At 65.6% G+C, this 22,112-nt stretch carries 21 protein-coding genes and 1 pseudogene; 18 read left to right on the top strand and 4 right to left on the bottom strand.

Going from position 1 to position 22,112, the window contains the following annotated elements:
- Window position 1: 1 nt before the first annotated feature.
- Together ACWHYQ_RS18585 and ACWHYQ_RS18590 are read right to left on the bottom strand one after the other, a co-directional pair.
- Window positions 2-1,168, bottom strand: coding sequence for a TonB family protein (locus ACWHYQ_RS18585; protein ID WP_447973584.1), 1,167 nt, complete (start codon window positions 1,166-1,168; stop codon window positions 2-4).
- Window positions 1,169-1,344: 176 nt separating this feature from the next.
- Complete coding sequence (locus ACWHYQ_RS18590; RefSeq protein WP_447973585.1) at window positions 1,345-1,650, bottom strand: hypothetical protein; 306 nt, start codon at window positions 1,648-1,650, stop codon at window positions 1,345-1,347.
- Between the two features lie 226 nt (window positions 1,651-1,876).
- Between ACWHYQ_RS18590 and secA the strand changes: the two genes are divergently transcribed.
- The gene (secA, locus tag ACWHYQ_RS18595; RefSeq protein ID WP_447973586.1) at window positions 1,877-4,588 is read left to right on the top strand and encodes a preprotein translocase subunit SecA; all 2,712 of its coding nucleotides are present in this window, start codon (window positions 1,877-1,879) and stop codon (window positions 4,586-4,588) included.
- Window positions 4,589-4,930: 342 nt separating this feature from the next.
- On the top strand, window positions 4,931-5,569 hold the full coding sequence (locus ACWHYQ_RS18600; RefSeq protein WP_447973587.1) for a nuclear transport factor 2 family protein: 639 nt from the start codon (window positions 4,931-4,933) through the stop codon (window positions 5,567-5,569).
- A 12-nt stretch (window positions 5,570-5,581) separates the two neighbouring features.
- On the opposite strand, the gene ACWHYQ_RS18605 is transcribed toward ACWHYQ_RS18600, so the two are convergent.
- Window positions 5,582-5,908: a hypothetical protein gene (locus ACWHYQ_RS18605; protein WP_447973588.1), complete on the bottom strand. Its 327-nt coding sequence runs from the start codon at window positions 5,906-5,908 to the stop codon at window positions 5,582-5,584.
- Window positions 5,909-5,929: 21 nt separating this feature from the next.
- The gene (locus ACWHYQ_RS18610; protein ID WP_447973589.1) at window positions 5,930-6,130 is read right to left on the bottom strand and encodes a hypothetical protein; all 201 of its coding nucleotides are present in this window, start codon (window positions 6,128-6,130) and stop codon (window positions 5,930-5,932) included.
- A 224-nt stretch (window positions 6,131-6,354) separates the two neighbouring features.
- Between ACWHYQ_RS18610 and ACWHYQ_RS18615 the strand changes: the two genes are divergently transcribed.
- The 16 genes and pseudogenes from ACWHYQ_RS18615 to nuoL all read left to right on the top strand — a co-directional run bounded on the left by ACWHYQ_RS18615 (window position 6,355) and on the right by nuoL (window position 22,034).
- The gene (locus ACWHYQ_RS18615) at window positions 6,355-7,632 is read left to right on the top strand and encodes a class I SAM-dependent methyltransferase (protein WP_447973590.1); all 1,278 of its coding nucleotides are present in this window, start codon (window positions 6,355-6,357) and stop codon (window positions 7,630-7,632) included.
- 6 nt (window positions 7,633-7,638) lie between these two features.
- Window positions 7,639-8,010 (top strand): NADH-quinone oxidoreductase subunit A, encoded by a 372-nt coding sequence (locus ACWHYQ_RS18620; RefSeq protein WP_447973591.1) that lies wholly within the window; start codon window positions 7,639-7,641, stop codon window positions 8,008-8,010.
- Between the two features lie 113 nt (window positions 8,011-8,123).
- Window positions 8,124-8,603: an NADH-quinone oxidoreductase subunit B gene (locus tag ACWHYQ_RS18625; RefSeq protein WP_447973592.1), complete on the top strand. Its 480-nt coding sequence runs from the start codon at window positions 8,124-8,126 to the stop codon at window positions 8,601-8,603.
- 120 nt (window positions 8,604-8,723) lie between these two features.
- The gene (locus tag ACWHYQ_RS18630) at window positions 8,724-9,974 is read left to right on the top strand and encodes an IS256 family transposase (RefSeq protein ID WP_447973593.1); all 1,251 of its coding nucleotides are present in this window, start codon (window positions 8,724-8,726) and stop codon (window positions 9,972-9,974) included.
- 133 nt (window positions 9,975-10,107) lie between these two features.
- Window positions 10,108-10,506 (top strand): annotated as a pseudogene (locus ACWHYQ_RS18635) (NADH-quinone oxidoreductase subunit C); the annotation flags it as partial.
- A gap of 129 nt (window positions 10,507-10,635) precedes the next feature.
- Entirely contained in the window at window positions 10,636-11,859 is a 1,224-nt protein-coding gene (gene nuoD, locus ACWHYQ_RS18640) for an NADH dehydrogenase (quinone) subunit D (RefSeq protein ID WP_447975600.1), read from the top strand.
- Window positions 11,860-11,884: 25 nt separating this feature from the next.
- The gene (nuoE, locus tag ACWHYQ_RS18645) at window positions 11,885-12,466 is read left to right on the top strand and encodes an NADH-quinone oxidoreductase subunit NuoE (RefSeq protein ID WP_447973594.1); all 582 of its coding nucleotides are present in this window, start codon (window positions 11,885-11,887) and stop codon (window positions 12,464-12,466) included.
- 27 nt (window positions 12,467-12,493) lie between these two features.
- Entirely contained in the window at window positions 12,494-13,807 is a 1,314-nt protein-coding gene (nuoF, locus tag ACWHYQ_RS18650) for an NADH-quinone oxidoreductase subunit NuoF (protein ID WP_447973595.1), read from the top strand.
- Between the two features lie 64 nt (window positions 13,808-13,871).
- Window positions 13,872-16,535 carry an NADH-quinone oxidoreductase subunit NuoG gene (gene nuoG, locus ACWHYQ_RS18655; RefSeq protein WP_447973596.1) on the top strand — a complete coding sequence of 888 codons (2,664 nt, stop codon included), beginning with the start codon at window positions 13,872-13,874 and terminating at the stop codon, window positions 16,533-16,535.
- A 109-nt stretch (window positions 16,536-16,644) separates the two neighbouring features.
- Complete coding sequence (gene nuoH, locus ACWHYQ_RS18660; protein WP_447973597.1) at window positions 16,645-17,712, top strand: NADH-quinone oxidoreductase subunit NuoH; 1,068 nt, start codon at window positions 16,645-16,647, stop codon at window positions 17,710-17,712.
- Between the two features lie 76 nt (window positions 17,713-17,788).
- Window positions 17,789-18,331 (top strand): NADH-quinone oxidoreductase subunit NuoI, encoded by a 543-nt coding sequence (nuoI, locus tag ACWHYQ_RS18665; protein ID WP_447973598.1) that lies wholly within the window; start codon window positions 17,789-17,791, stop codon window positions 18,329-18,331.
- Between the two features lie 87 nt (window positions 18,332-18,418).
- Window positions 18,419-18,967 (top strand): NADH-quinone oxidoreductase subunit J family protein, encoded by a 549-nt coding sequence (locus tag ACWHYQ_RS18670; RefSeq protein WP_447973599.1) that lies wholly within the window; start codon window positions 18,419-18,421, stop codon window positions 18,965-18,967.
- Window positions 18,968-19,049: 82 nt separating this feature from the next.
- The gene (gene nuoK / locus ACWHYQ_RS18675) at window positions 19,050-19,355 is read left to right on the top strand and encodes an NADH-quinone oxidoreductase subunit NuoK (RefSeq protein ID WP_447973600.1); all 306 of its coding nucleotides are present in this window, start codon (window positions 19,050-19,052) and stop codon (window positions 19,353-19,355) included.
- A gap of 83 nt (window positions 19,356-19,438) precedes the next feature.
- On the top strand, window positions 19,439-19,726 hold the full coding sequence (locus tag ACWHYQ_RS18680; protein ID WP_447973601.1) for a DUF4258 domain-containing protein: 288 nt from the start codon (window positions 19,439-19,441) through the stop codon (window positions 19,724-19,726).
- Window positions 19,727-19,736: 10 nt separating this feature from the next.
- Window positions 19,737-19,991, top strand: a complete 255-nt coding sequence (locus ACWHYQ_RS18685; RefSeq protein WP_447973602.1) for a YgiT-type zinc finger protein — start codon at window positions 19,737-19,739, stop codon at window positions 19,989-19,991.
- Between the two features lie 141 nt (window positions 19,992-20,132).
- Entirely contained in the window at window positions 20,133-22,034 is a 1,902-nt protein-coding gene (gene nuoL / locus ACWHYQ_RS18690) for an NADH-quinone oxidoreductase subunit L (RefSeq protein WP_447973603.1), read from the top strand.
- Window positions 22,035-22,112 lie beyond the last annotated feature (78 nt).

The following is a 22,112-nucleotide window of genomic DNA, read 5'->3' on the forward strand; positions in this document are numbered from 1 at the left end:
CTCACTGCTCCAAGCGATAGACGATCGGGACCTGGATGCCCACCTGCGGACGCCCCAAGGCGTGCGTCAGCTTCAACGGGCAGGCACGCCTGATCATCTGGACCGCGTCCTGATCGAGCAGTTCGTGCCCGGAGCTCTCCAGGATGTCCACATCCTCAAGCGCACCCTGGTCATTGATCACCACGCGAAGGACCACGCGCCCTTCCAGGTGCCGGACCCGGGCCTCGTGCGGGTAGCGCCGCAAGCGGTGGATCCGATGCCAGAGGCTTTCAGCCACCCACCTGTAGTCGGTCGTCAGCCCAGGGGATACCATCGCCACCGGCTCGCCACCGGGCACCTGCGCCGCCCGGCCCGAAGACCGGGCCGCGTCCGGCACGGCAGGCGCCGGTGCACGCGCCGCCACCCGCTCGTCCCTCGGCCGGACCACCGCCGTCTCCTTCACAGGAGCCGAAGCGGTCACGACGGGCTGCGGGAGCGGCGTGGCCGCCACGGTCTGCACGGTCTCCGCGGTCTGCGGGGCCTGCGCCGTTTGCTGGACCACGGTGGTCTGCTCGACGACCGGAGGGACCGCGGCGACCAGCGACTGATTCGGCTCGGCTGTTTGGGTCCGGCTGACGTCCGTCACCTGGGCCAGGGCCTGCTCCATGCGGACGGTCTGGACAGCTTGGGTAGGGCGCACCGCAGGCACCTGCACCTCCTTGACGGACGAGGCTTCGACAGGCCGCCTCGCCTCAACCCTGGGCCGGGCCTCCACCTTAGCCGGCTCAAACGGCGCCATCTGCGCGAGTTCCTGCCGGACTGCTTGACGAACGACCTGCTCGACGGGCTTGACCGTCCGGACCGACTCCGTCCTGCGGACGGGTTGGACCGCCTGGACTACCGGCTGCACTGGCTGGGCCACCGGCTGCGTCTGGACCGGCTGAGGCGCCGGAGACGGCACCATCTCTGCAGCGGACGCCTGAACCTCGGGGGTCTCTCGTGCAGGGAGCGCCGGCGCCTCGACCAGAGCCACCTCCCATCGGAAGGGCTCCGGCTCAGGCACAGGTCGTAGGTCGGAGACCAGCGCCAATGCGCCCGCCGCGACCAGGCTGTGCACGAGCAGGGACAGGCCCCACCCGTAAAGCAGCCGCTGCCCCTCGTCCGGCTGCTGGAACGACACTGTCGTCATGGCGGTACCCCATCACGCCAGAGGCCGCCATCCCGCCAGCCGCCCTGATCCCTGGCGCCTGCGGGCCGCCGCCTCGCGGCGATGAATCACCCCACCCCAACGGCGACCTGGTCACAGAACATGGCGCCGTGCGGGAGGATCGCGAAAAGAATGCACCCTCTCTTAAGGAATGTCCGCTAAACGGACCGGGCAGGAGGACCGCGGGAGGGAGAGACCACCCGGACCGCGCTCGCCCAGTGCGCGCCGGGTGGAAGACTGGCAACGGTCAGCGGACCAATAGCGACGTGCAGCGGAATCGCGGGGCCTTCAAGGACCTGGCCCGCGGAACAGACCCAGGAGCAGATCGCCGTCGTGTGGGTGGCCGCCTTGTGGTGGGCGTGCTGCACCGCGTGCTGCACCATCTGGCCATAAGCCAGCCCGCTCACCGTCAGCAGGCAGACGGCAAGCAGGAGGGCGGCGGAACGCTGCAGGGGGCGGCTCATCGTAGGTTCGTTTCTGGCAGATGCCCCGCTCAGGCAAGAGCAATCTTAGGGAAGGAACAACCGCACTGTCAAGCCGAGACTCCCGCAACGCGAGGGCATCATTTGCGAGGCACTGGATGTGGTGATCGGGTCCGGCGGGCGGTTTTGCTGTTGATTCGGAGATGGTTTACGGTATACTCAGTTGATCCGTCGAAGTTCCCGTGAAGCCTGAATCGGTTAGCCCGTCATGCTCATCCGCCTGCTCAACATCCTATTCGGCAGCAAGAACGACCGCGAGATCAAGCGGATGAGGCCGATCGTGGACCAGATCGCCGCGCTGGAACCGTCGCTGGCCGCCCTGTCCGACACCCAGCTCCGAGACAAGACCGAGGAGTTCCGCAAGCGACTGGCCGGGGGAGCGACGCTGGATGACCTGCTCCCCGAGGCCTTCGCGACCTGCCGGGAGATGTCCAAGCGTTGCCTGGGCATGCGGCACTTTGACGTCCAGCTCCTCGGGGGCATCGTCCTCCACCGGGGCCGGATCGCCGAGATGAAGACCGGTGAGGGCAAGACGCTCGTCGCCACCTTGCCGCTCTACCTGAACGCGCTGACCGGAAAGGGCGCCCACCTGGTCACGGTGAACGACTACCTGGCCAAGCGCGACGCCCAGTGGATGGGGCCGCTCTACCACGCCCTGGGCCTGTCGGTCGGCGTGATCCAGCACGACGCCTCGTTCCTCTACGACCCGACTTACGACGCAGCGGACAAGCGGCTGCAGCACCTGCGCCCCTGCACCCGCCAGGAGGCCTATCGGGCGGACATCACCTACGGCACCAACAACGAGTTCGGCTTCGACTACCTGCGCGACAACCTGATCGTCACCGACATCAGCCAGTGCGTCCAGCGGGAGCTGCACTACGCGATCGTGGACGAGGTGGACAGCATCCTCATTGACGAGGCCCGCACCCCGCTGATCATCTCCGGCCCGACGAACGAGTCCACCGACCTCTACTACCGGATCAACGCGATCATCCCCCAGCTCAAGCGCGACCGCGACTACACGATCGAGGAGAAGACCCGCACGGCCGCCCTGACCGAGGAGGGGAACGCGCGCGTCGAGAAGCTCCTGGGGGTGGACAACCTCTACGACCTCGCCCACATGGATTTGGTCCACCACGTGATCAAGGGCCTGCAGGCCCACGCGCTCTACAAGCGCGACGTGGACTACGTGGTCAAGGACGGCGAGGTCATCATCGTGGACGAGTTCACGGGCCGGCTGATGCCGGGCCGGCGGTGGAGCGACGGCCTGCACCAGGCGATCGAGGCGAAGGAAGGCGTCAAGATCGCCAACGAGAACCAGACGCTCGCCTCGATCACGTTCCAGAACTACTTCCGGATGTACGAAAAACTCGCGGGCATGACCGGCACGGCCGACACGGAGGCCGCCGAGTTCGCAAAGATCTATAACCTCGACGTCAACGTGATCCCCACGAACCGGCCGATGATCCGGATAGACTATCCGGACGTCGTCTACCGGACGGAGCGCGAGAAGTTCACCGCGATCGTCGAGGAGATCAAGGACTGTTACGAGCGCGGGCAGCCGGTCCTCGTCGGCACGATCTCGATCGAGAAGTCCGAGCGCCTCTCCGGCTACCTGAGCAAGCACGGCATCAAGCACAACGTGCTCAACGCCAAGTACCACGAGAAGGAGGCCGAGGTCATCGCGCAGGCGGGCCGCAAGGGCGCCGTCACGATCGCGACCAACATGGCGGGCCGCGGCACGGACATCCTGCTGGGCGGCAATCCCGACTTCCTGTTCAAGCGCGTCCTCTATCAGGACGAGGAAGGGAAACTGACCGAGGCCGACAAGAAGAGGATCTACGAAGAGATCAAGGCGGAGTGCGAGAAGAACAAGCAGGAGGTCCTCGCGCTGGGCGGCCTGCACATCCTCGGCACCGAGCGCCACGAGAGCCGACGCATCGACAACCAGCTCCGCGGCCGCGCCGGCCGGCAGGGCGACCCCGGCTCCTCCCGCTTCTACCTCTCCCTGGAAGACGACCTGCTCCGCATCTTCGCGTCTGAGCGTATCTCCAACCTCATGCTCAAGCTCGGCATGGAGGAAGGCGTGCCCATTGAGCACCGGATGGTCACGCGGGCGATCGAAAACGCACAGAAGAAGGTGGAAGCCCACAACTTTGAGATCCGAAAGCAGCTCCTCGAGTACGACGACGTGATGAACAAGCAGCGCGAGGTGATCTACCAGCACCGCCGCGCCATCCTCAAGGGCGAAGACCTGTCCGAGGAAATCCAGGGAATGATGGCGGATCTTGTGGATGCCCTGGTCTCCGTCTACTGCCCGGCCGACCAGTATCCAGAGGAGTGGGACACCGCCGGGCTGCTGGAGGCGCTGACCGCCCAGTTCGGGCCCGAGCCCGTCCAGGCCGAACCGGTCACGGCGGAAGAAATGAAGAACCTCGGACGCGAGGCGCTCCGCGAGGACCTGCTCGCGCGCGTCCAGCGCGCCTACCGGCGCAAGGAAGACGAGTTGGGTGCCGACCTGCTGCGTTACCTCGAAAAGGCCGTCCTCCTCCAGGTCATTGACCACCATTGGAAGGACCACCTGCTGGCGATGGACCAGCTCCGCGACGGGATCGGGCTGCGGGGCTATGGCCAGAAGGATCCGCTGATCGAGTACAAGCGGGAAGGCTTCGACATGTTCGCCGCCATGATGGACCGGATCAAGGCCGACGCGCTCGAGCGGCTGTTCAAGGTCCAGGCCGTCCGCGGCGAGGCGCCGGCCCCGGTCGCCCAGCCCCAGCCCCCCGTCCGGCTCAGTCTCAACCGCGGCGCCGAGCCCGCCGCGCCCCAACCCGTCCACCGGACGCATGAGAAGGTCGGCCGCAACGACCCCTGCCCCTGCGGCTCCGGCAAGAAGTACAAGAAGTGCCACGGGAAATGAGAGGCGACGCCCGGTTGCAGAGGGCCTTATGGATCATCCCGTGCATCACAGCCACACGAGCATACCCGCTGTCCCGAGCGCGGCCACCTACACCACGTGCACGCCGGCCACGCGGACGAGCATGGCCTGACGGTCGCGTAGCTGTTACAGGAAAAGCGAGCGTCCGGCTTTACGGAGGGCGGCGCAAGACTGCACGGCTGATCCCTTCGGCCAAGATTCTTTGGAGCCAGTTCGCCTGCTACTCCGCGGGAAGATGCTTTTTCACCGCAAAGTCCCTTCCGCCGGCAAATGTGGCATAATGACGCGACTCCGCACCGGTTGATGATTGGGAGGGTTCGTGTTATGCCACGATTGCTCGATAGGGCGCTCGGCATCAGCGCAGGGCTCGTTCTGACCCTCGTCTCGGCCGCCTGCACCGCCACCCACGGGAGGACCGCCATGACCGACTCCAATGCGACGCGTTCCGGGGACCTCGGGGCCGTGTTCGACGCCCATGTCCAGCACGAGTTCGTGGACCACGACGTGGAGGCCACGATGCGGACGATGACCGCGCAACCGTACCTCCTCCACCTGCCGACGTTGACGGGCGGCGCCGGGGCGGGCGAGGTGCGGGGTTTCTACGAGCGCTATTTCGTCGGCAAGTGGCCGGCTGACACGAAGGTGGTGCGCGTCTCCCGCACAGTCGGCCAAGACCAGGTCGTGGATGAGCTAGTCATGAGCTTCACGCACGACGTGCCGCTCGACTTCATGCTGCCAGGCGTGCCGCCGGCTGGGAAACACGTTGAGCTGCCGGTCGTGGTCGTCATGAAGTTCGAGGGGGGCAAGATCGCCCACGAGCACATCTACTGGGACCAGGCGTCCTTGCTGGTGCAGGTGGGTTTGCTGGACCCTCGGACCCTGCCGGTTGTCGGGATCGAGCAGGCGCGGACGCTGCAGGATCAGTCGCGGCCGCTGAACGCCCTGCTGAAAGAGCGGCCGTAGTCCGGTCGCTCGTTACTGGCCGCCCCCGCTGGGGTCCACGTTGTCCGGGAAGCAATAGTACCGCGTGCCTTTGAGGATCGGGCGGCCGTCCCGCGCTTTCACGGTGTAGAAGATTGTCTCCCCCGTCCGATCCACGCTGGCCCCTAGGGACGCCAGGGCATTGAGCAGGGACAGGACCTGGTCGCGCTTGTTCCGCTCACAGGCCCCTTCGGAGTCAGCGGTCAGCACCCTCGTCCAGGTCCCGGGCATCCGGCGGCCGTCGGAGGTTTCGTAGGAGTAGGCCCAGAGGATCCAAAGAGCCGCGAGGCCGAAGAGGACTGCGATCGGTCGCCGGGTCATGGCCTCGTGTCCCACCCCCTTTCACGGCTCCTCAGGCAGTGCAATGGGTCCGGCCCACTCTCCCCTGGTCAGCTTCACTTCCTGAAAGGTCCCGTCCGGCCATTGGAATAGGCCGGTCTCGTCCACCTGAACGATGAGCGGGTCGGCCTCCCGTGCCTCTCCCCGATACCAATACCACCCGGCTTTCAACGGCTTGTCTGTGGTCCAGGTCAGTCTTCCCACAGCGTCCCTCCTCGCCTCCTGCCCGCCTGTACCTCTGGCCCATTTCTCGCCGCCGGTCAAGGGGGAACGCCCTTTTAGAGCAGGGCCCAGCCAGTCTACCGATCTATCGGTCTTTCAAGGTCTTTTGGCTTGACTTGGTCGCGAGGCCAAGGCTAATGTATCACTTCTTTGTCCCCAGCCCCCGGAGGAGGGTGAAGTTTGCCCGGTGATTTTCCGAGGCAGCCATGTGCCCTGTGACAATCGGTCATCCCGATTTGGTCAGCGCGATCGCCGATGAGATCCAGATCTCCGGTCCGATTCCGTTCGCACGCTTCATGGAGCTGGCGCTCTACCACCCGCAGTTCGGCTATTACATGCGGCCGCTTGAAGGGCAGGGTGGCCCGGGCGCGGAGCGAATTGGATGGACCGGCGACTATTACACCAGTTTTGACGTCCATCCCATCCTGGCTCGCGCCATCGCCCGCCAGGTCCGGCAAGTGGACGACCTCCTTGGCCACCCCGACCCCTTGACCGTCGTGGAGATGGGGCCAGGCAAGGGGCTGCTGGCACGGGACTTTCTCGCCGATTGCGAAGCCGAAGCTCCGTCGTTCCTCGCGCGGCTCCGCTATGTGCTGATCGAGCGCAGCCCAGCCATGCGGGTCCGGCAGCAGGCCAACCTCGAACGCTGGTTGGGCGAACCCGGCCGGATCGCGTGGGTCGAAGGCCTGGAGGCGTTTGCCTCCGGCGCCGTGACCGGCGCGCTGGTGTCGAACGAGCTGGTGGATGCCTTCCCGGTCCATCGCATCGCGGTGACCGGGGGCACGCCCAAGGAGATCTTCGTGGACTATCGGGGCGGGCGCTTCTGCGAGCGCCTGGAGCCGCTGTCCACGCCGGCCCTGGCGGAGTTTCTGCGCCGACTGGCCGACCTGGGGATCACGTTGCCGGACGGCTCCCGGACGGAAATCAACCTGGCGGCGATGGCCTGGATGAAGGAAGTCGGCCGAGTGCTCGGTCGCGGGATCGCCCTCACGATTGATTACGGCCACACGGCCCAGGACCTCTACGGCCCAGAGCGGCGCCGCGGCACGTTCCTCTGCTACTACTCGCAGATGGCCAACGAGGAGCCCTATGTCCGGGTCGGGCTCCAGGACATGACCGCGCACGTGGACTTCACGAGCCTGGCGGCCGCGGGCGCGGAGGCGGGCCTGGAGGTGACCGGCTTCACGAACCAGATGAGCTTTCTGACGGGGTTGGGGGCCGAACAGATGATGGAGGCGCTGGACCCCGAGTCACCCGAGTTCCGGGCGGCGATCCATCTGCTGCGCCCAGAAGGGATGGGGCGCACGTTCAAGGTTCTCATCCAGCACAAAGGCCTAGAGCGTCCGGACCTCGACGGGCTGCGGTTCAAGCCCTTCTTCGGCACGGCGCTCACGCTCAACCAGGCCCGGAGCGAGAGGCACGGGGCCAGGGGTCTGAACGAAACCTCTAGCCGCTTGCCCCTCGCCTCTAGCCCGCGAGCATAAACGAGTATGGGCAGCGAAGCCGTTCCGTTAAACTACGTTCCGATCCTGATCTTCATTGCGATCGCGCTCGCGTTCGGCGTGGTCTCGCTGCTGGCGGGCTGGATCGTCCGGCCGAGCCGGCCCTACAAGGCCAAGTTGAAGCCCTACGAGAGCGGCAGCCCGCTCTTTATGGATGCCCGCGTCCAGTTCCCGATACGCTACTACATCATCGCGATGCTGTTTGTTATCTTTGATATAGAGGTCGTGTTCCTGTTTCCGTGGGCGGTGGTGTACCGGAAGCTGGGCTTGGTCGGATTGGTGGAAATGGCCCTGTTCATCGGCATCCTGGTGGTCGGGTTCTGGTACGCGTGGAAGAAAGGCGCTCTGGAGTGGGACTAACGGAAGAAGGGGGGATGGGTCATGGTTGATGGTTACGGAAGAGGAGGGAGCCCAGAACGTCCGTGCCTTCGTCATCGGCCATTGACCATTAACCATTGGCCGTAGGTGTTTTTGTGGGGCTCTTCGACCGACAGCTCGAAGCCAACGTCATCACGACCAATCTCGATGCCCTCGTCGGGTGGGCGCGGAAGTCGGCCCTCTGGCCGATGACGTTCGGGCTGGCCTGCTGCGCGATCGAGATGATTGCGACGGTCTCCTCCCGGTACGATATTGACCGCTTCGGGGCGGGCGTCTTCCGCGCCTCCCCCCGGCAGGCGGACCTGATGATCGTCGCCGGCACCGTCACCCGGAAGATGGCCGAGGTCATCCGCCGGATCTACGACCAGATGCCGGAGCCGCGGTACGTCATCTCGATGGGCTCCTGCGCCACGTCGGGGAACCATTACAACAGCTATAGCGTGGTCCAGGGCGTGGACCAGATCGTGCCGGTGGACGTGTACATCCCCGGCTGCCCGCCCCGGCCGGAAGCGCTCCTCGACGGGCTGCTCAAGCTGCAGGAGAAGATCCAGCGGGAGAAGGTCTTCGTGAAATAAATGGGAACCAGCAGAGGTATGATCAAAAGGTGTGGAAATAGGAACAAGGCGGTGGCAACCTTTCGGGTCATGCAACCCGGCCGGAGCGAGTCCGGCCATGACATGAAAGGAGGCACCGCCATGCAGGAGCAGAACACAGGAGCCACGTCGTCGTCAAGCCAGGAGTGGTGGGACCATCTGGAGGAATGGGCGCGGGGCCACATCCAGCAGTGGTTGCAGGCGCTGTTGGAGGAGGAAGTCACCGCGCGGTTGGGGCGGAAGAAATCGGAGCGCCGGGCCGCCGTCGATGCTCCAGAGGGGTACCGCAATGGGTATGGCAAGCCCCGGCGGCTGGCCTTGAGCTGCGGGACGATCACGGTGCGGCGGCCGCGGGTGCGCGGGCTGGCCGAGCGCTTCGTCAGTCGGATCCTGCCGCTGTTCCAGCGGCGGACGAAGGAGGTGGGCGAGCTCCTGCCCCGCTTGTACTTGCATGGCCTCGCGCACGGGGACTTCGAGCTGGCCCTGCGAGGCCTGCTGGGTGAGGGGGCGCCGCTGTCAGCGGCCTCCCTCCAACGGCTGAAGGCCCAGTGGCAGCAGGAGTACGAGGCCTGGAAACGGCGGCGCCTCGACGACCTGGAAGTCGTGTATGTCTGGGCGGACGGGCTATACGTGAAGGCCGGCCTCGAGGACAGCAAGGCGGCGCTGCTCGTGCTGGTGGGGGCACTCACAGATGGCCGCAAGGTCGTCCTGGCGGTGGAGAGCGGCCAACGCGAATCCAAGGAGTCCTGGGGGGCGGTGCTGCGGGATCTGGGGGCGCGGGGGCTGAAGCCTTGGCGCTGCACGGTGGCCGATGGCCACCTCGGGATCTGGGCGGCGTTGGCCGAGCAGCAGCCGACGGCCGCCGAGCAGCGGTGCTGGAACCATAAGATTCTCAACGTGCTGGACGCCATGCCGAAGACGCACCAGGCTGAAGCGAAGGCCTTGCTGAAGGCGATGCCGTATGCCGAGACGCAGGCCGAGTGCGAGCGCCTCCGGGACCAGTTCAGCCGCCGGTATCGAGGGCTAGCCCCGAAGGCCGTCGAGCGCTTACACGCTGACTGGGAGCGCCTGGTCACGTTCTATCGGTTTCCTCGTGAGCATTGGCGCCACTTGCGGACCACGAACATGATCGAGTCCCCGTTCGCCGCCGTGCGGCTGCGGACCACGGCGGGCAAGCGCTACAAGCGGATCGACTCCGCCACGGCGCTGATCTGGAAGGTGCTCCAGGTGGCGGAGGGCCACTTCCGGCGCCTGAATGCCCCGGAGCTGCTGCCCCTGGTCTACGCGGGCGTCCAGTTTGTCGACGGCGTGAAGCAGTCAACCATGGTCACCCGACAGGAGGCCGCCGCCTGATTCCATTTACACACCTATTGACAAGACCTCGAACCAGCAGCCATTGGTCATTGGTCCATTGCACGACCGGAGTGGCGAGCGATGCCTCAGGAGTCTTCACCATTGACCAACGACTACTGACCAATGACTCACGATGCATCCCTTGCTTGACACGTTGAAGAGCCGCTTCCCGGATGCGGTGCTAGCGGTCCACGAGGACCAGCGACGGGGGGAGCTGTCGGCGCAGGTGAAGGCCGACCGCATCCGAGACGTCGCGGCGTTTCTCCACGACGATCCCGCGGCGGCCTTCGACCACATCACGGACGTGTGCTCGGCTGATTATCCCGATGCTCCCGAGCGATTCGAGGTGATCTACCACTTGCTGTCGCTGCCGCACCGGACCCGCATCCGCCTGAAGGCCCGGGTGCCCGAGGACGACCCCGTCATTGACACGGTGACGGACATTTGGAAGGGTGCCAACTTCATGGAGCGGGAGGTCTACGATCTCATGGGCATCCGCTTCAAGGGCCATCCGGACCTGCGGCGGATCCTGATGCCGGAGCACTACGACGAAGGGTACCCGCTCCGGAAGGACTTTCCCGCAGAAGGCCGGGGCTGGCGCAGCACCTTCGACTTCCTCCCCCGGCTGGACGAGCCGCCGACCCGCGACCCGGCCCCGGACCTGCCGGAGGCGGAGAAGAAAAAGTTCCTCGCCGACGACGGCACCTCTGCCGCCTACCGGACCGAGGAGCTGCTCCTGAACCTGGGCCCGCAGCACCCGAGCACCCACGGCGTGCTCCGCGTCGTCCTCGAGCTGGACGGCGAGCGGATCGTGAAGGCGACCCCTGACCTCGGCTACCTGCACCGCGGCGTCGAGAAGCTGGCCGAGGGGCTCGCCTACATGCAGATCATCCCCCACACCGACCGCCTCGACTACGTCTGCTCGATGACCAACAACTACGCCTACGTTCGCGCCGTCGAGAAGCTCGTCGGGATCGAGGTCCCCGAGCGCGCGGAATACATCCGCACCATCGTCGCCGAGATGCAGCGGATCGTCGGGCACCTGTTCTGGCTGGGCACCCAGGCCCTGGACATCGGCGCCATGACCGTCTTCTTCTGGACCTTCCGCGAGCGCGAGGTCCTGCTCGACCTGTTCGAGAAGCTCTGCGGCGCGCGGCTGACCCTGAACTACTACCGCATCGGCGGCGTGGACAGCGATTTCACGCCGGACCTCGTGGCGCGTCTGAAGGCGTTCCTGGAAACCTTCCCGGCGCACATTGACGAGTACAACGAGCTGCTCGAAAGCAACCGCATCTGGCTGGCCCGCACCAAGAACGTCGCGGTGATCTCCGCCGAGGACGCGATCAACTTCGGGCTCACGGGGCCGGTCCTGCGCGGCTCCGGCGTGGCCTACGACGTGCGCAAGTTCGAGCCCTACGGCGCCTACGACAAGGTGGACTGGGAGGTCCCGATCGGCAAGAACGGCGACACCTACGACCGCTACTGGGTGCGAATCGAGGAGATGCGGCAGAGCGCCCGGATCATCAGACAATGCCTGGACCAACTGCCCGCCGGCCCGATCATGGCGGACGTCCCGCAGGTCATCCCGCCGCCCAAGCCGAAGGTCATGCGGGACATGGAGAGCCTCATCCACCACTTCATCATCTTCACGCAGGGATTCAAACCGCCCAAGGGCGAGACCTATTGCGCGACCGAGGCCCCGAAGGGCGAGCTGGGGTTCTTCATCATCAGCGACGGGAGCCCGCGGCCCTATCGGCTCAAGATCCGTGCCCCGTCGTTCGTGCACATGGGCGCCTTCGACCACATGGCGCGGGGGTACCTGATCTCGGACATCATCACGATCTTCGGCACCTATGACATCGTCATGGGAGAATGCGACCGCTAGAAGCAGCTCTTCCACCAGAAGAATCATGTTGCGCGAGAAGTACAAGGACGAAATCGAGCAAATCTTGAGCCGCTACCCCGTGCGGCGGTCGGCCCTGCTGCCGCTGCTGTGGATCGCCCAGCAGGAGGAAGGGTACGTGAGCGAGGCGGCGATGAAGGAGATCGCCGCGATCCTGCGGCTCACGCCGCCCCAGGTGTACGAGGTCGTAACCTTCTATACGATGCTCCGGCTCAAGCCGATCGGCAAGTTCCACATCCAGGTGTGCAAATCGCTCATGTGCGCGCTCGTCGGGTCCGATACCCTGCTCGGGTGGCTGAAGGCGCGGCTCGGCATTCGGCCCGGAGAGACGACCCCGGACGGGCTGTTCACGCTCAGCACGGTGGAGTGCCTCGCCTCCTGCGGCACCGGGCCGATGATGCAGATCAACGACGACTATTACGAGCGGATCACGGAGGAGACGCTGGACCGGATCCTGGCCGACTTAAAGCGGGACGGGACCTCGCCGCTCAAGAGCGGCCCGTTCATGCTCCCAGAACCGTCATTGGTCAAAGGTCAATCGTCAAGGGACAGAAAAGCATCAGGGTCCGCCTCCCCCATTGACCAATGACGACCGACCATTGACCGAATACGCGACATGGCGAAGTACGAGGTCATCCTGACAAAAAATATGATGCGGCCGGGCTACACCGGCTCGCTGACCGACTACGAGCGTGCGGGCGGCTACCAGGCGCTACGGAAGGTGCTGGGCAAGGTCGCGCCCGCCGAGATCACCGAGTTGGTCAAGCGGTCCGGCCTGCGGGGCCGAGGCGGCGCCGGCTTCCCGACCGGCGTGAAGTGGGGGTTCCTGCCCAAGGATTACCAGGGCCCCAAGTACCTGTGCTGCAACGCAGACGAGAGCGAACCGGGCACCTTCAAAGACCGGCAGCTCATCGAGCGGGACCCGCACCAGATCCTGGAGGGGATCCTGCTCGCCTGCTATGCCATCGGGGCGGAGACGGCCTACATCTATATTCGGGGCGAGTTCGCGCTGGGCGCCGCGATCCTGGAGCGGGCGCTCGCCGAGGCGCGCGCGGCGGGCTACGTCGGCCGGAACATCCTCGGCACCGGGGTGAACGTCGAGGTCTGGGTCCACCGGGGCGCCGGGGCCTACATCTGCGGGGAGGAGACCGCACTGCTGGAATCGCTGGAGGGCAAGCGCGGACTGCCGCGGGTCAAGCCGCCGTTCCCCGCCACGCACGGGCTCTACAACAAGCCGACCGTCGTGAACAACGTCGAGACCCTGGCGAACCTACCGCACATCGTCGTCCGGGGCCCGGAGTGGTTCGCCGCGATCGGGTCGCCGCCGAAGAGCACGGGGACCCGGATCTTCAGCGTCAGCGGGCACGTGAAGCGGCCGGGCAACTACGAGGTCCCGATGGGCATCACCTTCCGTGAGCTGATTTTCGAGCATGCGGGCGGCATGCGCTCGGACAAGCCGCTCAAGGCCATCATCCCGGGCGGGGCCTCCGCGGCCTTCTTCACGCCGGAGCACCTGGACGTGAAGCTGGACTTCGAATCCGTCGCCCAGGCCGGCTCCATGCTTGGCTCGGGCGGCGTGACGGTGATGGAGGAGGGGACCAGCATGGTCTGGGCGGCGCTGCGCCTCATGGAGTTCTTCTTCCACGAGTCCTGCGGCAAGTGCAGCCCGTGTCGCGAGGGCAGCTCCTGGCTCGTCCAGACGCTGCGCCGCATCCTGAGCAAACGGGGCCGCAAGGAAGACCTTGAAACCCTCGTGGATCTGTGCCAGAACATCGCCGGCCGGACGGTCTGCGCGTTCGGGGACGCCGAGGTCGCACCGATCCTGAGCACCCTGAAGTACTGGCGTCACGAATACGAGGCGTTGATCCGTGAGGCGGAAGCCCTGGGGCTCGCAGGGGTCCCGGAGCTGGTGATGCCGGCGGGGCACTGAACAGCATGGTTGATGAGGGATCACTCCGTCAGCCATGAACCAGTAGCCATTTTCGGTTTCAGGTATGCTTACGACCACTGACACCGTCCGCTTGACCATTGACGGACACCATGTGACCGTGCCCAAGGGCACGCTCGTGATCGAGGCGGCGCGCCAGGCCGGCGTCATGGTTCCGCACTTCTGCTACCACCCCAAGCTCAAGCCGGACGCCAACTGCCGCATGTGCCTGGTGGAGATCGAGAAGATGCCAAAGCTCCAGACCGCCTGCAGCACGCCGGTGGCCGAGGGCATGGTGGTCCGCACCGCCACGACGGTCGTCAACCAGGCGCACAAGTCGGTGCTCGAGTTCATCCTCGCGAACCACCCGCTGGACTGCCCGGTCTGCGACCAGGGCGGGCGGTGCGACCTGCAGGACTTCTCGCACGAGTACACGCCGACGACCAGCCGGTTCATCGAGGTCAAGCGGGTCTTCCAGAAGGAGTACTTCAGCCCGCTGATCGAGACCCAGATGAACCGCTGCGTCCAGTGCCTGCGCTGCGTCCGGTACTGCGACGAGGTCATGGACGTCAAGGCCTTGGCCCCGGCCGGGCGCGGCACGATGACCGAGATCAAGCACTTCACCGCGCACGAGCTGGACTGCGAGTTCTGCGGGGGATGCGTCCAGATCTGCCCGGTGGGTGCGATCACCAGCCGGCTGTCCATGTACGAGTACCGGCCCTGGATGCTCAAGCGCGCGGACTCCATTTGCGCCTACTGCGGGGACGGGTGCGCCCTCACGATCCAGACCAAGCAGAACCAGCTCATCGAGGTCATGTCCGCCTTCGGCGCCGGCCGCAACAACGGGGATCTCTGCGCCCGCGGCTACTTCGGCTACCACGCGAGCACGCATCCCGACCGCCTAACCCGACCGCTCGTCCGGCGTGATGGAGCGCTCGTCGAGGCCACCTGGGAGGAAGCCCTCGAGTCCGTTGCGGCGTCCCTGAGCCGGATCAAGCTGCAGCACGGCCCCGGCGCCATCGCCGGGCTGATCTCCTCGCGCTGCACCAACGAGGACCTGTACGTCTTCCAGAAGGTCATGCGGCTGGCGCTCGGCACGAACAAGCTCGACAGCGGCGCGCGGTACGGCCAGATCAACGGGGTGCGCGCGCTCCGCCGCGTCCAGGGCACGCACCGCTGGACCGTGACCTTCGAGGACATCGTGGCCGCCCACGCGCTCCTGCTGGTGGGGACCAACGTCACCGAGACCAACCCGATCACCGGCCTCAAGGTCAAGGAGGCGGTCAAGAAGCGCGGCGCCCAGCTCATCACCATCGAGGCGCTGGAGCCCGCGATCGGCACGATCAGCAACATCGCCAACCTCGCCGCACACCACCTCGGGACCCGACCCGACCGGTTCGCCCACGCCGTGCTCGGGCTCGTCAAAGCCGTCGTCGAGGAGGGGCTCATGGATCAGGACTTGGCCCGGCGCGCGCCTGGGTACGTCCAGGCAGTCGCCGAGGCCGTCGCGGCACTGTCCTGGGAAGAGATCGAGGCGACGATCGGGCACCGGCGGGACGCAATCGCCGCCGCCGCCCGCACGTTCGCGGGAGCCCCGCGCGCCGTGGTCGTGGTCGGCCAGGGCGTGCTCAGGCAGCCCGGCGGCTACGGCACGACGGTCAGCCTCCTGGACCTGCTTCTGCTGACAGGGCAGCACGGCCGGCCCGGCTGCGGGCTCGCGCCCCTGGCGGAGGAGAACAACGACCAGGGTGCCGTGGAGATGGGGACGGTCGCCGAATACCTCCCAGGGCCTTGCGAGCCAGGCGACGGCGGAAGTGTCGAGCGGCTCACGACGCTCTGGAAAGAGGAGCTGCCCAAGGGACCGGGCCGGACCTTGATGGAGATTCTGGAGGACGCCCGCGCGGGCCGCGTCAAGGCGCTGCTCGTCGTCGGGGAAAACCCGGTCGGCTCGCTCCCACCCTCAGCCGGTGTCGTCGAGGCGCTGGAGCGCCTGGAGCTGCTCGTCTGCCAGGAGCTGTTCCTGACCGAGACCGCGGCGCGCGCACACGTGGTCCTGCCCGCCTGTTCCTCCGCCGAGAAGGACGGCACCTTCACAAACACCGAGGGCCATGTCCAGGCGATCCACCAGGCCATTGACCCGATCGGCGAGAGCCGACCGGACTGGGAGATCCTCTCCGCCCTCTCCGTGCTGCTGGGCTATCCGATCGAATATGGGGATGCCAAAGAGATCCTGAAAGAGATTCGAGCCTTGATTCCGGGCTACGGGCTTCTGGGTCCCGGGCCGATGCCCCCGCGCCCGAACCCAGCAGCGGTCGAACGCTATCTCGCCGAGGGCTTCCAGGAGGATCTGGCGGCCCGGTACCGGCCCCCGCGCCCGGCCGACAATCCGGCCGGACACCTGACACTGCTCGCGGCCCAGAGCCTGTTCCATTCAGGGAAGTTTTCCACCCGAGCCAAGGGGCTGCTCCGGGTGCAAGCCGCCGGCGTCCTGAGCTTGAACCCGGCTGACGGCGAGCGGTTGGGCGTCGCCGACGGCGACCAGGTCCGGCTGTCCAATGCGCGTGGGGCGATGACGACGCCGGTGAAGTTGCTGGACCGGATCCCGCAGGGCCTAGCGGTCTTTCCGGAGCATTTCGACCAGGAGGCGCGCAGGCTCTTCGAGGTCGTCACGGACCCGCAGACGGGCGTGCCCTATTACAAGTCGGTGCAGGTGAAGGTGGAGCGCGTGTAAACCAGTCATTGGTCATTGGTCATTGGTCAATCGTAACGAGGAAACCCGGCCTCGTCTGACAAATGACAAGTGACCAATTGACCGATAACGTTGTTCGGGTGGAGGGGTTGTGGCTGAACTCGGACTGAAGCTGGCCTTGTCGCTCGCCCAGATCAGCGTCGTGCTGGGCGTGGTGCTGCTCACGGTGATGGTGCTGACGCTGGCGGAGCGCAAGGTGCTCGGCTGGATGCAGGACCGCATGGGGCCCATGGAGGTCGGCCCGTACGGCATCCTCCAGCCGATCGCCGACGGGCTGAAGCTCTTCTTCAAGGAAGACATCATTCCCGCCGGGGCGAACAAGTTCCTGTTCAGCCTCGCGCCGATCCTCGCGCTGGTACCGGCACTCATCGGCTTCGCGGTCATCCCGTTCGGCCCGGCGATCACCGTCGAGGTCGGCGGCGTGGAGTTCAAGCCCTTCGTCATCAGCGACATCAACATCGGGATCCTCTACATCCTGGCCTTCGCCTCCATCGGCGCCTACGGGATCATCCTGGGCGGATGGGCGTCGAACAGCAAGTACTCGCTTCTGGGCGGGCTGCGCTCCGCCGCGCAGGTGATCAGCTACGAGCTGAACATTGGGCTCGCGATCGTCGGCGTGCTCCTGCTCGCCGGCTCCCTGAGCCTGGTGAAGATCACCGAGGCCCAGAGCGGCTGGTTCTGGAACTGGTTCGCCTTCGCCCCGCCCTTCCCGCAGATCTTCGCGTTCGTCGTCTACGTGATCTCCGCGGTCGCGGAGACCAACCGGCTGCCCTTCGACCTGCCCGAGGCCGAGAGCGAGTTGGTCGCCGGGTTCTTCACCGAGTACAGCGGGATGCGGTTCGCCTTCTTCTTCATCGCGGAATACGCGAACATGATCCTGGTCTCCTGCATCGCGGCAGCCCTGTTCCTCGGAGGCTGGAACGCGCCGGCACCGTTCCTCCAGTTCCACGGCTCGCTGGAGCACCTGGCCTGGCTGTCCGGGATCTTCTGGTTCACCGTCAAGGTGTACTTTTTCCTGTTCCTGTTCTTCTGGCTGCGCGCGACGCTGCCGCGGCTGCGCTACGACCAGCTCATGCGGTTTGGGTGGAAGGTCATGCTGCCGATCGCCTTGGGGAACATCCTGATCACCTCGATCGCCGCGTATCTGTTCCCGAGATGACGCAACTAGCGAACCGCACACAGCCAAGAGCTCCGATTTGGCTATCTTCTATGCGCTATTCGCGACCCGCTCAGCCATGATGCGATTCAAACAGTGGCTCAAGACGATCACCTTCTACGAGATCCTCGTGGGGATGAAGGCCACGCTCCGGCACCTGCTGCGCTATCGGCCCATCACGCTCCAATACCCCCACGAGAAGCGGGAGCTGCCGGACAGCTACCGGGGCATGCTGGCGCTGCTCCGGTACGACGACGGCACGGAGAAGTGCGTCGGGTGCGACCTCTGCGAGGCGGCGTGCCCGTCTCGCGTGATCCGGGTCGTCAGCGCCGAGGTGCCCGGTGAGCCCACGAAGCGGTACGCCAAGGAATATTACATGGACATGACGCGCTGCCTGTTCTGCGGCCTGTGCGTGGACGCGTGCCCGGTGGACGCCCTGGGCATGACCCGGGAGTTCGAATGGGCGGTGTACGACAAGCGCCAGCTTCTCTTGAACAAGCAGCAATTGCTCGCGATCGGGGACCGGTCGTTCCCGGTGCGCGAGAAGCGGTTGGAATGGCAGCACCCGAACGTCGCCTTCTTCAACGTGGCCTTCAAGCACCTGCCTCCGAAGGAAACGTAGCGCGATCCGCCTCGCCCTGCTTGTCGGGCGAATACGAGTGACAGTGGACTGACGCGCGAGAAGGGGGGGGGAAAGAGGGTCTAAAGCGTGGCCGAGCTTTTCTTTTTCTACTTTGCCGGGGTGATCGTCGCGACCGCGGTGCTGGTCGTGGCGCTGCGCAATCCGATCTACAGCGCGCTCTCCCTGCTCATCCTGTTCTTCCACGTGGCGGGCCTCTACGTGACGCTGCACGCCGAGTTTCTGGCAGCAGTCCAGGTCATCGTGTACGCCGGCGCCATCCTGGTCCTCTACCTGTTCGTCGTGATGCTGTTGAACCTCAAGCGCGAAGATCGCTACCACTCCCAGTTTCCCGCCGCCGCGTTGCTGGGCATCACCTTGATCACCGAGGTGCTCCTGCTGCTGTACCGGCACGAGCTCACGGGGCCTGCCCTGAACCGGGTCGAAGGGTCTGCCCTGAGCCAGGGACCCGTTGCTTTTTCAGTTGCAACGGGGGGTGAGGGGAACACCGAAACCATCGGCGAAGTCCTGTATTCCACGTATCTGTTCCCCTTCGAAGTGGCCTCGCTGATCCTGCTGGTCGCGATGATCGGCGCGATCATTTTGGCCAAGCGCGACCTCTACGAGCGTTCGCGGTAGAGACAACGGTCATCAGTCAATAGACAATGGTGAGGAGCAGCGTCAGCTCTAGACGAGTTCGCAACCCAGTGACCAGTGACCCATGACCATTCCCCTCTCCTACTACGTCATTTTGAGCGCGATCGTGTTCGTGACTGGGCTGGTCGGCGTGCTCATGCGCCGGAACATCATCATCATTCTGCTCTCGGTCGAGCTGATGCTGAACGCCACGAACATCAACTTCGTCGCCTTCTCGCACTACTACCAGAACGTCGCCGGGCAGGTGTTCGTCTTCTTCGCGCTCACGGTCGCGGCGGCGGAGGTGGCAGTCGGGCTGGCCATCATCATCGCGCTCTACCGCAGCAAAGCCAGCATCAACGTGGACGAGTTCCGGTTATTGAAATGGTGAATCGCAAGCTATCCGCCGTCAGCTTTCAGCTTTGAGAAAGAAAAAGTGGGCCGGCAGCCGATGATGAGTGGCGAGGACCATCGTTGTCCACGATTCAACGGATTCGACAGAGGATACGCGACGGAGACTACGAGATCGCAGTCCCCCATTTTCTTGAAGAAATGCTCAACGACGACCTGCAGATGAACGCCATCGATGCTGTGATCCTGTCAGGCAGGATCAGACGTCGCTTTACCGACGATCCTCGCGGCATCCGCTACGAGGTGGTCGGTCCGACTGCGGACGGCCGCCAGGTTGCCGTCATCCGCAGGCTCAAGGAGACCGGCACACTGCTCCTGATCACAACCTACGTGCTGGAGCCAGGCATATAAAGGGGTCCCCATGTACGACTATGGCCGTTGCCACATCTGCGAGGGGAAGGTAGAGCCCAAGCGGGTTGCATTGGACATCCGCGTGAAGGACAGGCTGCTCGTCGTGGACCAGGTCCCCATCGGACAGTGCACGCGGTGTGGCGAGAAGATCGTGCGGGCAGAGGTCGGCCGCCAGCTCGCCGCCTTGGTGGCTGGAGCCAAGCGTGCGCGAAAGAAGAAAACCCTGGCCGTTCCGGTCATCGCCTATACGGCCAATGTGGCGTGAGACCGGCACGGGTTCCGCTCCCCGGGCTTTTCCATGGGAAGGCCAGCATCAACGTGGACGAGTTCCGGTTATTGAAATGGTAGATCCTGCCCTACCCTCTCCCGTCAGGGGCGAGGGAGTATCTAGGAAGGGCCAGAGGTAATGACCTACGTACTGATCCCTTTGCTCCCCTTCGCGGCCTTCCTGGTCCTCGGCCTGGCCGGCCACTGGATCAGGGACCGGGCGCACCTCGTCGCCGTGCCGGCGGTGCTGGGCTCGCTCGTCCTGTCGGTCCTGGCCTTCACCGACGTCGCTCGCGGCGAGCCCGTCACGGTTCCGCTGTACACCTGGCTGGCGTCGGGCAACCTCACGATCGGGCTCGGCCTGACGGTGGACCGGCTCACCGCCGCGATGCTCCTGCTCGTCACCATCGTTAGCGCGCTCGTGCACGTCTACACGATCGGCTACATGCACGGGGAGAAGGGCTACGCGCGGTTCTTCGCCTATATCGCGCTCTTCACCTTCTCCATGCTGATGCTGGTCCTGGCCAACAATTTCCTTCAGCTCTTCATCTTCTGGGAGGCGGTCGGCCTCTGCTCCTACCTGCTGATCGGGCACTGGTACGAGCGGCCGAGCGCCTGCAGCGCGGCGACCAAGGCCTTCGTGGTCAACCGGATCGGCGACTTCGGGTTCCTGCTCGGTGTCCTGCTGATTTTCTACACCTTCGGTTCCCTGGAATACCGGCACGTCTTCGCCCAGGCAGGCGACTTCGCCGACGACCGCACCAACCTGCTGCGTCCTTTCGGCGGCGCCTGGGAGGTCTCTACCGTGACGCTGATCTGCCTGCTCCTGTTCGTGGGCGCGGTAGGCAAGTCCGCCCAGGTGCCGCTCCACGTCTGGCTCCCCGACGCCATGGAGGGTCCGACCCCGATCTCGGCGCTCATCCACGCCGCGACCATGGTCACAGCGGGCGTCTTCATGGTGGCGCGGCTGGCGCCGCTCTACAACCTCTCGCCCGCCGCCCTGGACGTCGTCGCCGTCACCGGCGCCGCCACGATGGTCCTCGGCGCCACCATCGCGCTGACCCAGCACGACATCAAGCGAGTGGTCGCCTACTCCACGGTCAGCCAGCTCGGCTACATGATGATGGCCTGCGGGGCCGGCGCCTACGCTGCGGGGATTTACCACCTGCTCACGCACGGCGCCTTCAAGGCCCTGCTCTTCCTCGGTTGCGGGTCGGTCATCCTGGCGCTCCATCACGAGCAGGACATGCGCCGGATGGGAGGCCTCAAGGACCGGTTGCCGGTCACCTACTGGACCTTCGTCGTCGGCTCGCTCGCGCTGGCGGGCTTCCCGCTGACGGCCGGGTTCTTCAGCAAAGACGAGCTCCTCCTCGGCGTGTGGGCGGCGGGGGCCCTGGGCCGGGTGCTGAGTCTGCTCGGCGTCGCGACGGCGGGCTTGACGGCGTTCTACAGCTTCCGCCTGGTGTTCGTCGTGTTCTGGGGCGAACCGCGGGTGGACCCGGAACGCGCCGCCCACCTCCACGAGCCGGGGCGCGTCGTCACGGTTCCGCTCGTGATCCTGGCCGGGTTGTCCATCGTCGCGGGCTACGTGGGCATCGCGGGGTTCCTGGCGCCGGCGCTCCCCGGCCCACCCGGCCACGCGGCGACCCACGGTGGCCCGGCGGCCTGGGGCCTCATGGCGCTGGCAACGCTCGCCGGAGTGGCAGGCATCGCGGCCGCCTATGGGGTCTACGTGCGGGCGCCGGGCCTGGCGGACCGGCTCGCGGCCCAGTGGCGGCGGGCCTACGAAGGCTCGCTCAATAAGTGGTACGTGGATGAAGCCTACGACCGGAGCGTGGTCCGGCCGACCTTCGCGCTCGCCGAACACCTCTGGCGGCGCGTGGACGTCGGGGGCATTGACGCAGCGGTCAACGGCGTGGCCCGCGCTGTCGCCCTGGGCGGCTGGATCCTGCGCCTGGCGCAGAGCGGGCAGACCCAGCACTACGCGCTCGGGATGACGCTGGGCGCCGCCATCATCCTGACAATGTTCCTCCTCTTCTGACGCAGGGAGTGGGTCATGGTCGGAGGTAGAGGTGAATGGTCTCTGGTCAGTGGTCGGTGGTCAGTGAAGCTCTGTTTC

The sequence above is a fragment of the Nitrospira sp. Kam-Ns4a genome (genome assembly GCF_965152595.1).

Bases quoted from the DNA above. Each gene is read 5' to 3' on its own strand.
- nuoF (WP_447973595.1), top strand. From the start codon at position 12,494: ATGGCGAAGTACGAGGTCATCCTGACAAAAAATATGATGCGGCCGGGC.
- ACWHYQ_RS18600 (WP_447973587.1), top strand. From the start codon at position 4,931: ATGCCACGATTGCTCGATAGGGCGCTCGGCATCAGCGCAGGGCTCGTT.
- ACWHYQ_RS18685 (WP_447973602.1), top strand. From the start codon at position 19,737: ATGTACGACTATGGCCGTTGCCACATCTGCGAGGGGAAGGTAGAGCCC.
- ACWHYQ_RS18590 (WP_447973585.1), bottom strand. From the start codon at position 1,650: ATGAGCCGCCCCCTGCAGCGTTCCGCCGCCCTCCTGCTTGCCGTCTGC.
- nuoE (WP_447973594.1), top strand. From the start codon at position 11,885: ATGTTGCGCGAGAAGTACAAGGACGAAATCGAGCAAATCTTGAGCCGC.
- ACWHYQ_RS18630 (WP_447973593.1), top strand. From the start codon at position 8,724: ATGCAGGAGCAGAACACAGGAGCCACGTCGTCGTCAAGCCAGGAGTGG.
- nuoL (WP_447973603.1), top strand. From the start codon at position 20,133: ATGACCTACGTACTGATCCCTTTGCTCCCCTTCGCGGCCTTCCTGGTC.
- ACWHYQ_RS18585 (WP_447973584.1), bottom strand. From the start codon at position 1,168: ATGACGACAGTGTCGTTCCAGCAGCCGGACGAGGGGCAGCGGCTGCTT.
- ACWHYQ_RS18605 (WP_447973588.1), bottom strand. From the start codon at position 5,908: ATGACCCGGCGACCGATCGCAGTCCTCTTCGGCCTCGCGGCTCTTTGG.
- nuoG (WP_447973596.1), top strand. From the start codon at position 13,872: ATGCTTACGACCACTGACACCGTCCGCTTGACCATTGACGGACACCAT.
- ACWHYQ_RS18620 (WP_447973591.1), top strand. From the start codon at position 7,639: ATGGGCAGCGAAGCCGTTCCGTTAAACTACGTTCCGATCCTGATCTTC.
- nuoK (WP_447973600.1), top strand. From the start codon at position 19,050: ATGACCATTCCCCTCTCCTACTACGTCATTTTGAGCGCGATCGTGTTC.
- nuoI (WP_447973598.1), top strand. From the start codon at position 17,789: ATGATGCGATTCAAACAGTGGCTCAAGACGATCACCTTCTACGAGATC.
- secA (WP_447973586.1), top strand. From the start codon at position 1,877: ATGCTCATCCGCCTGCTCAACATCCTATTCGGCAGCAAGAACGACCGC.
- ACWHYQ_RS18615 (WP_447973590.1), top strand. From the start codon at position 6,355: ATGTGCCCTGTGACAATCGGTCATCCCGATTTGGTCAGCGCGATCGCC.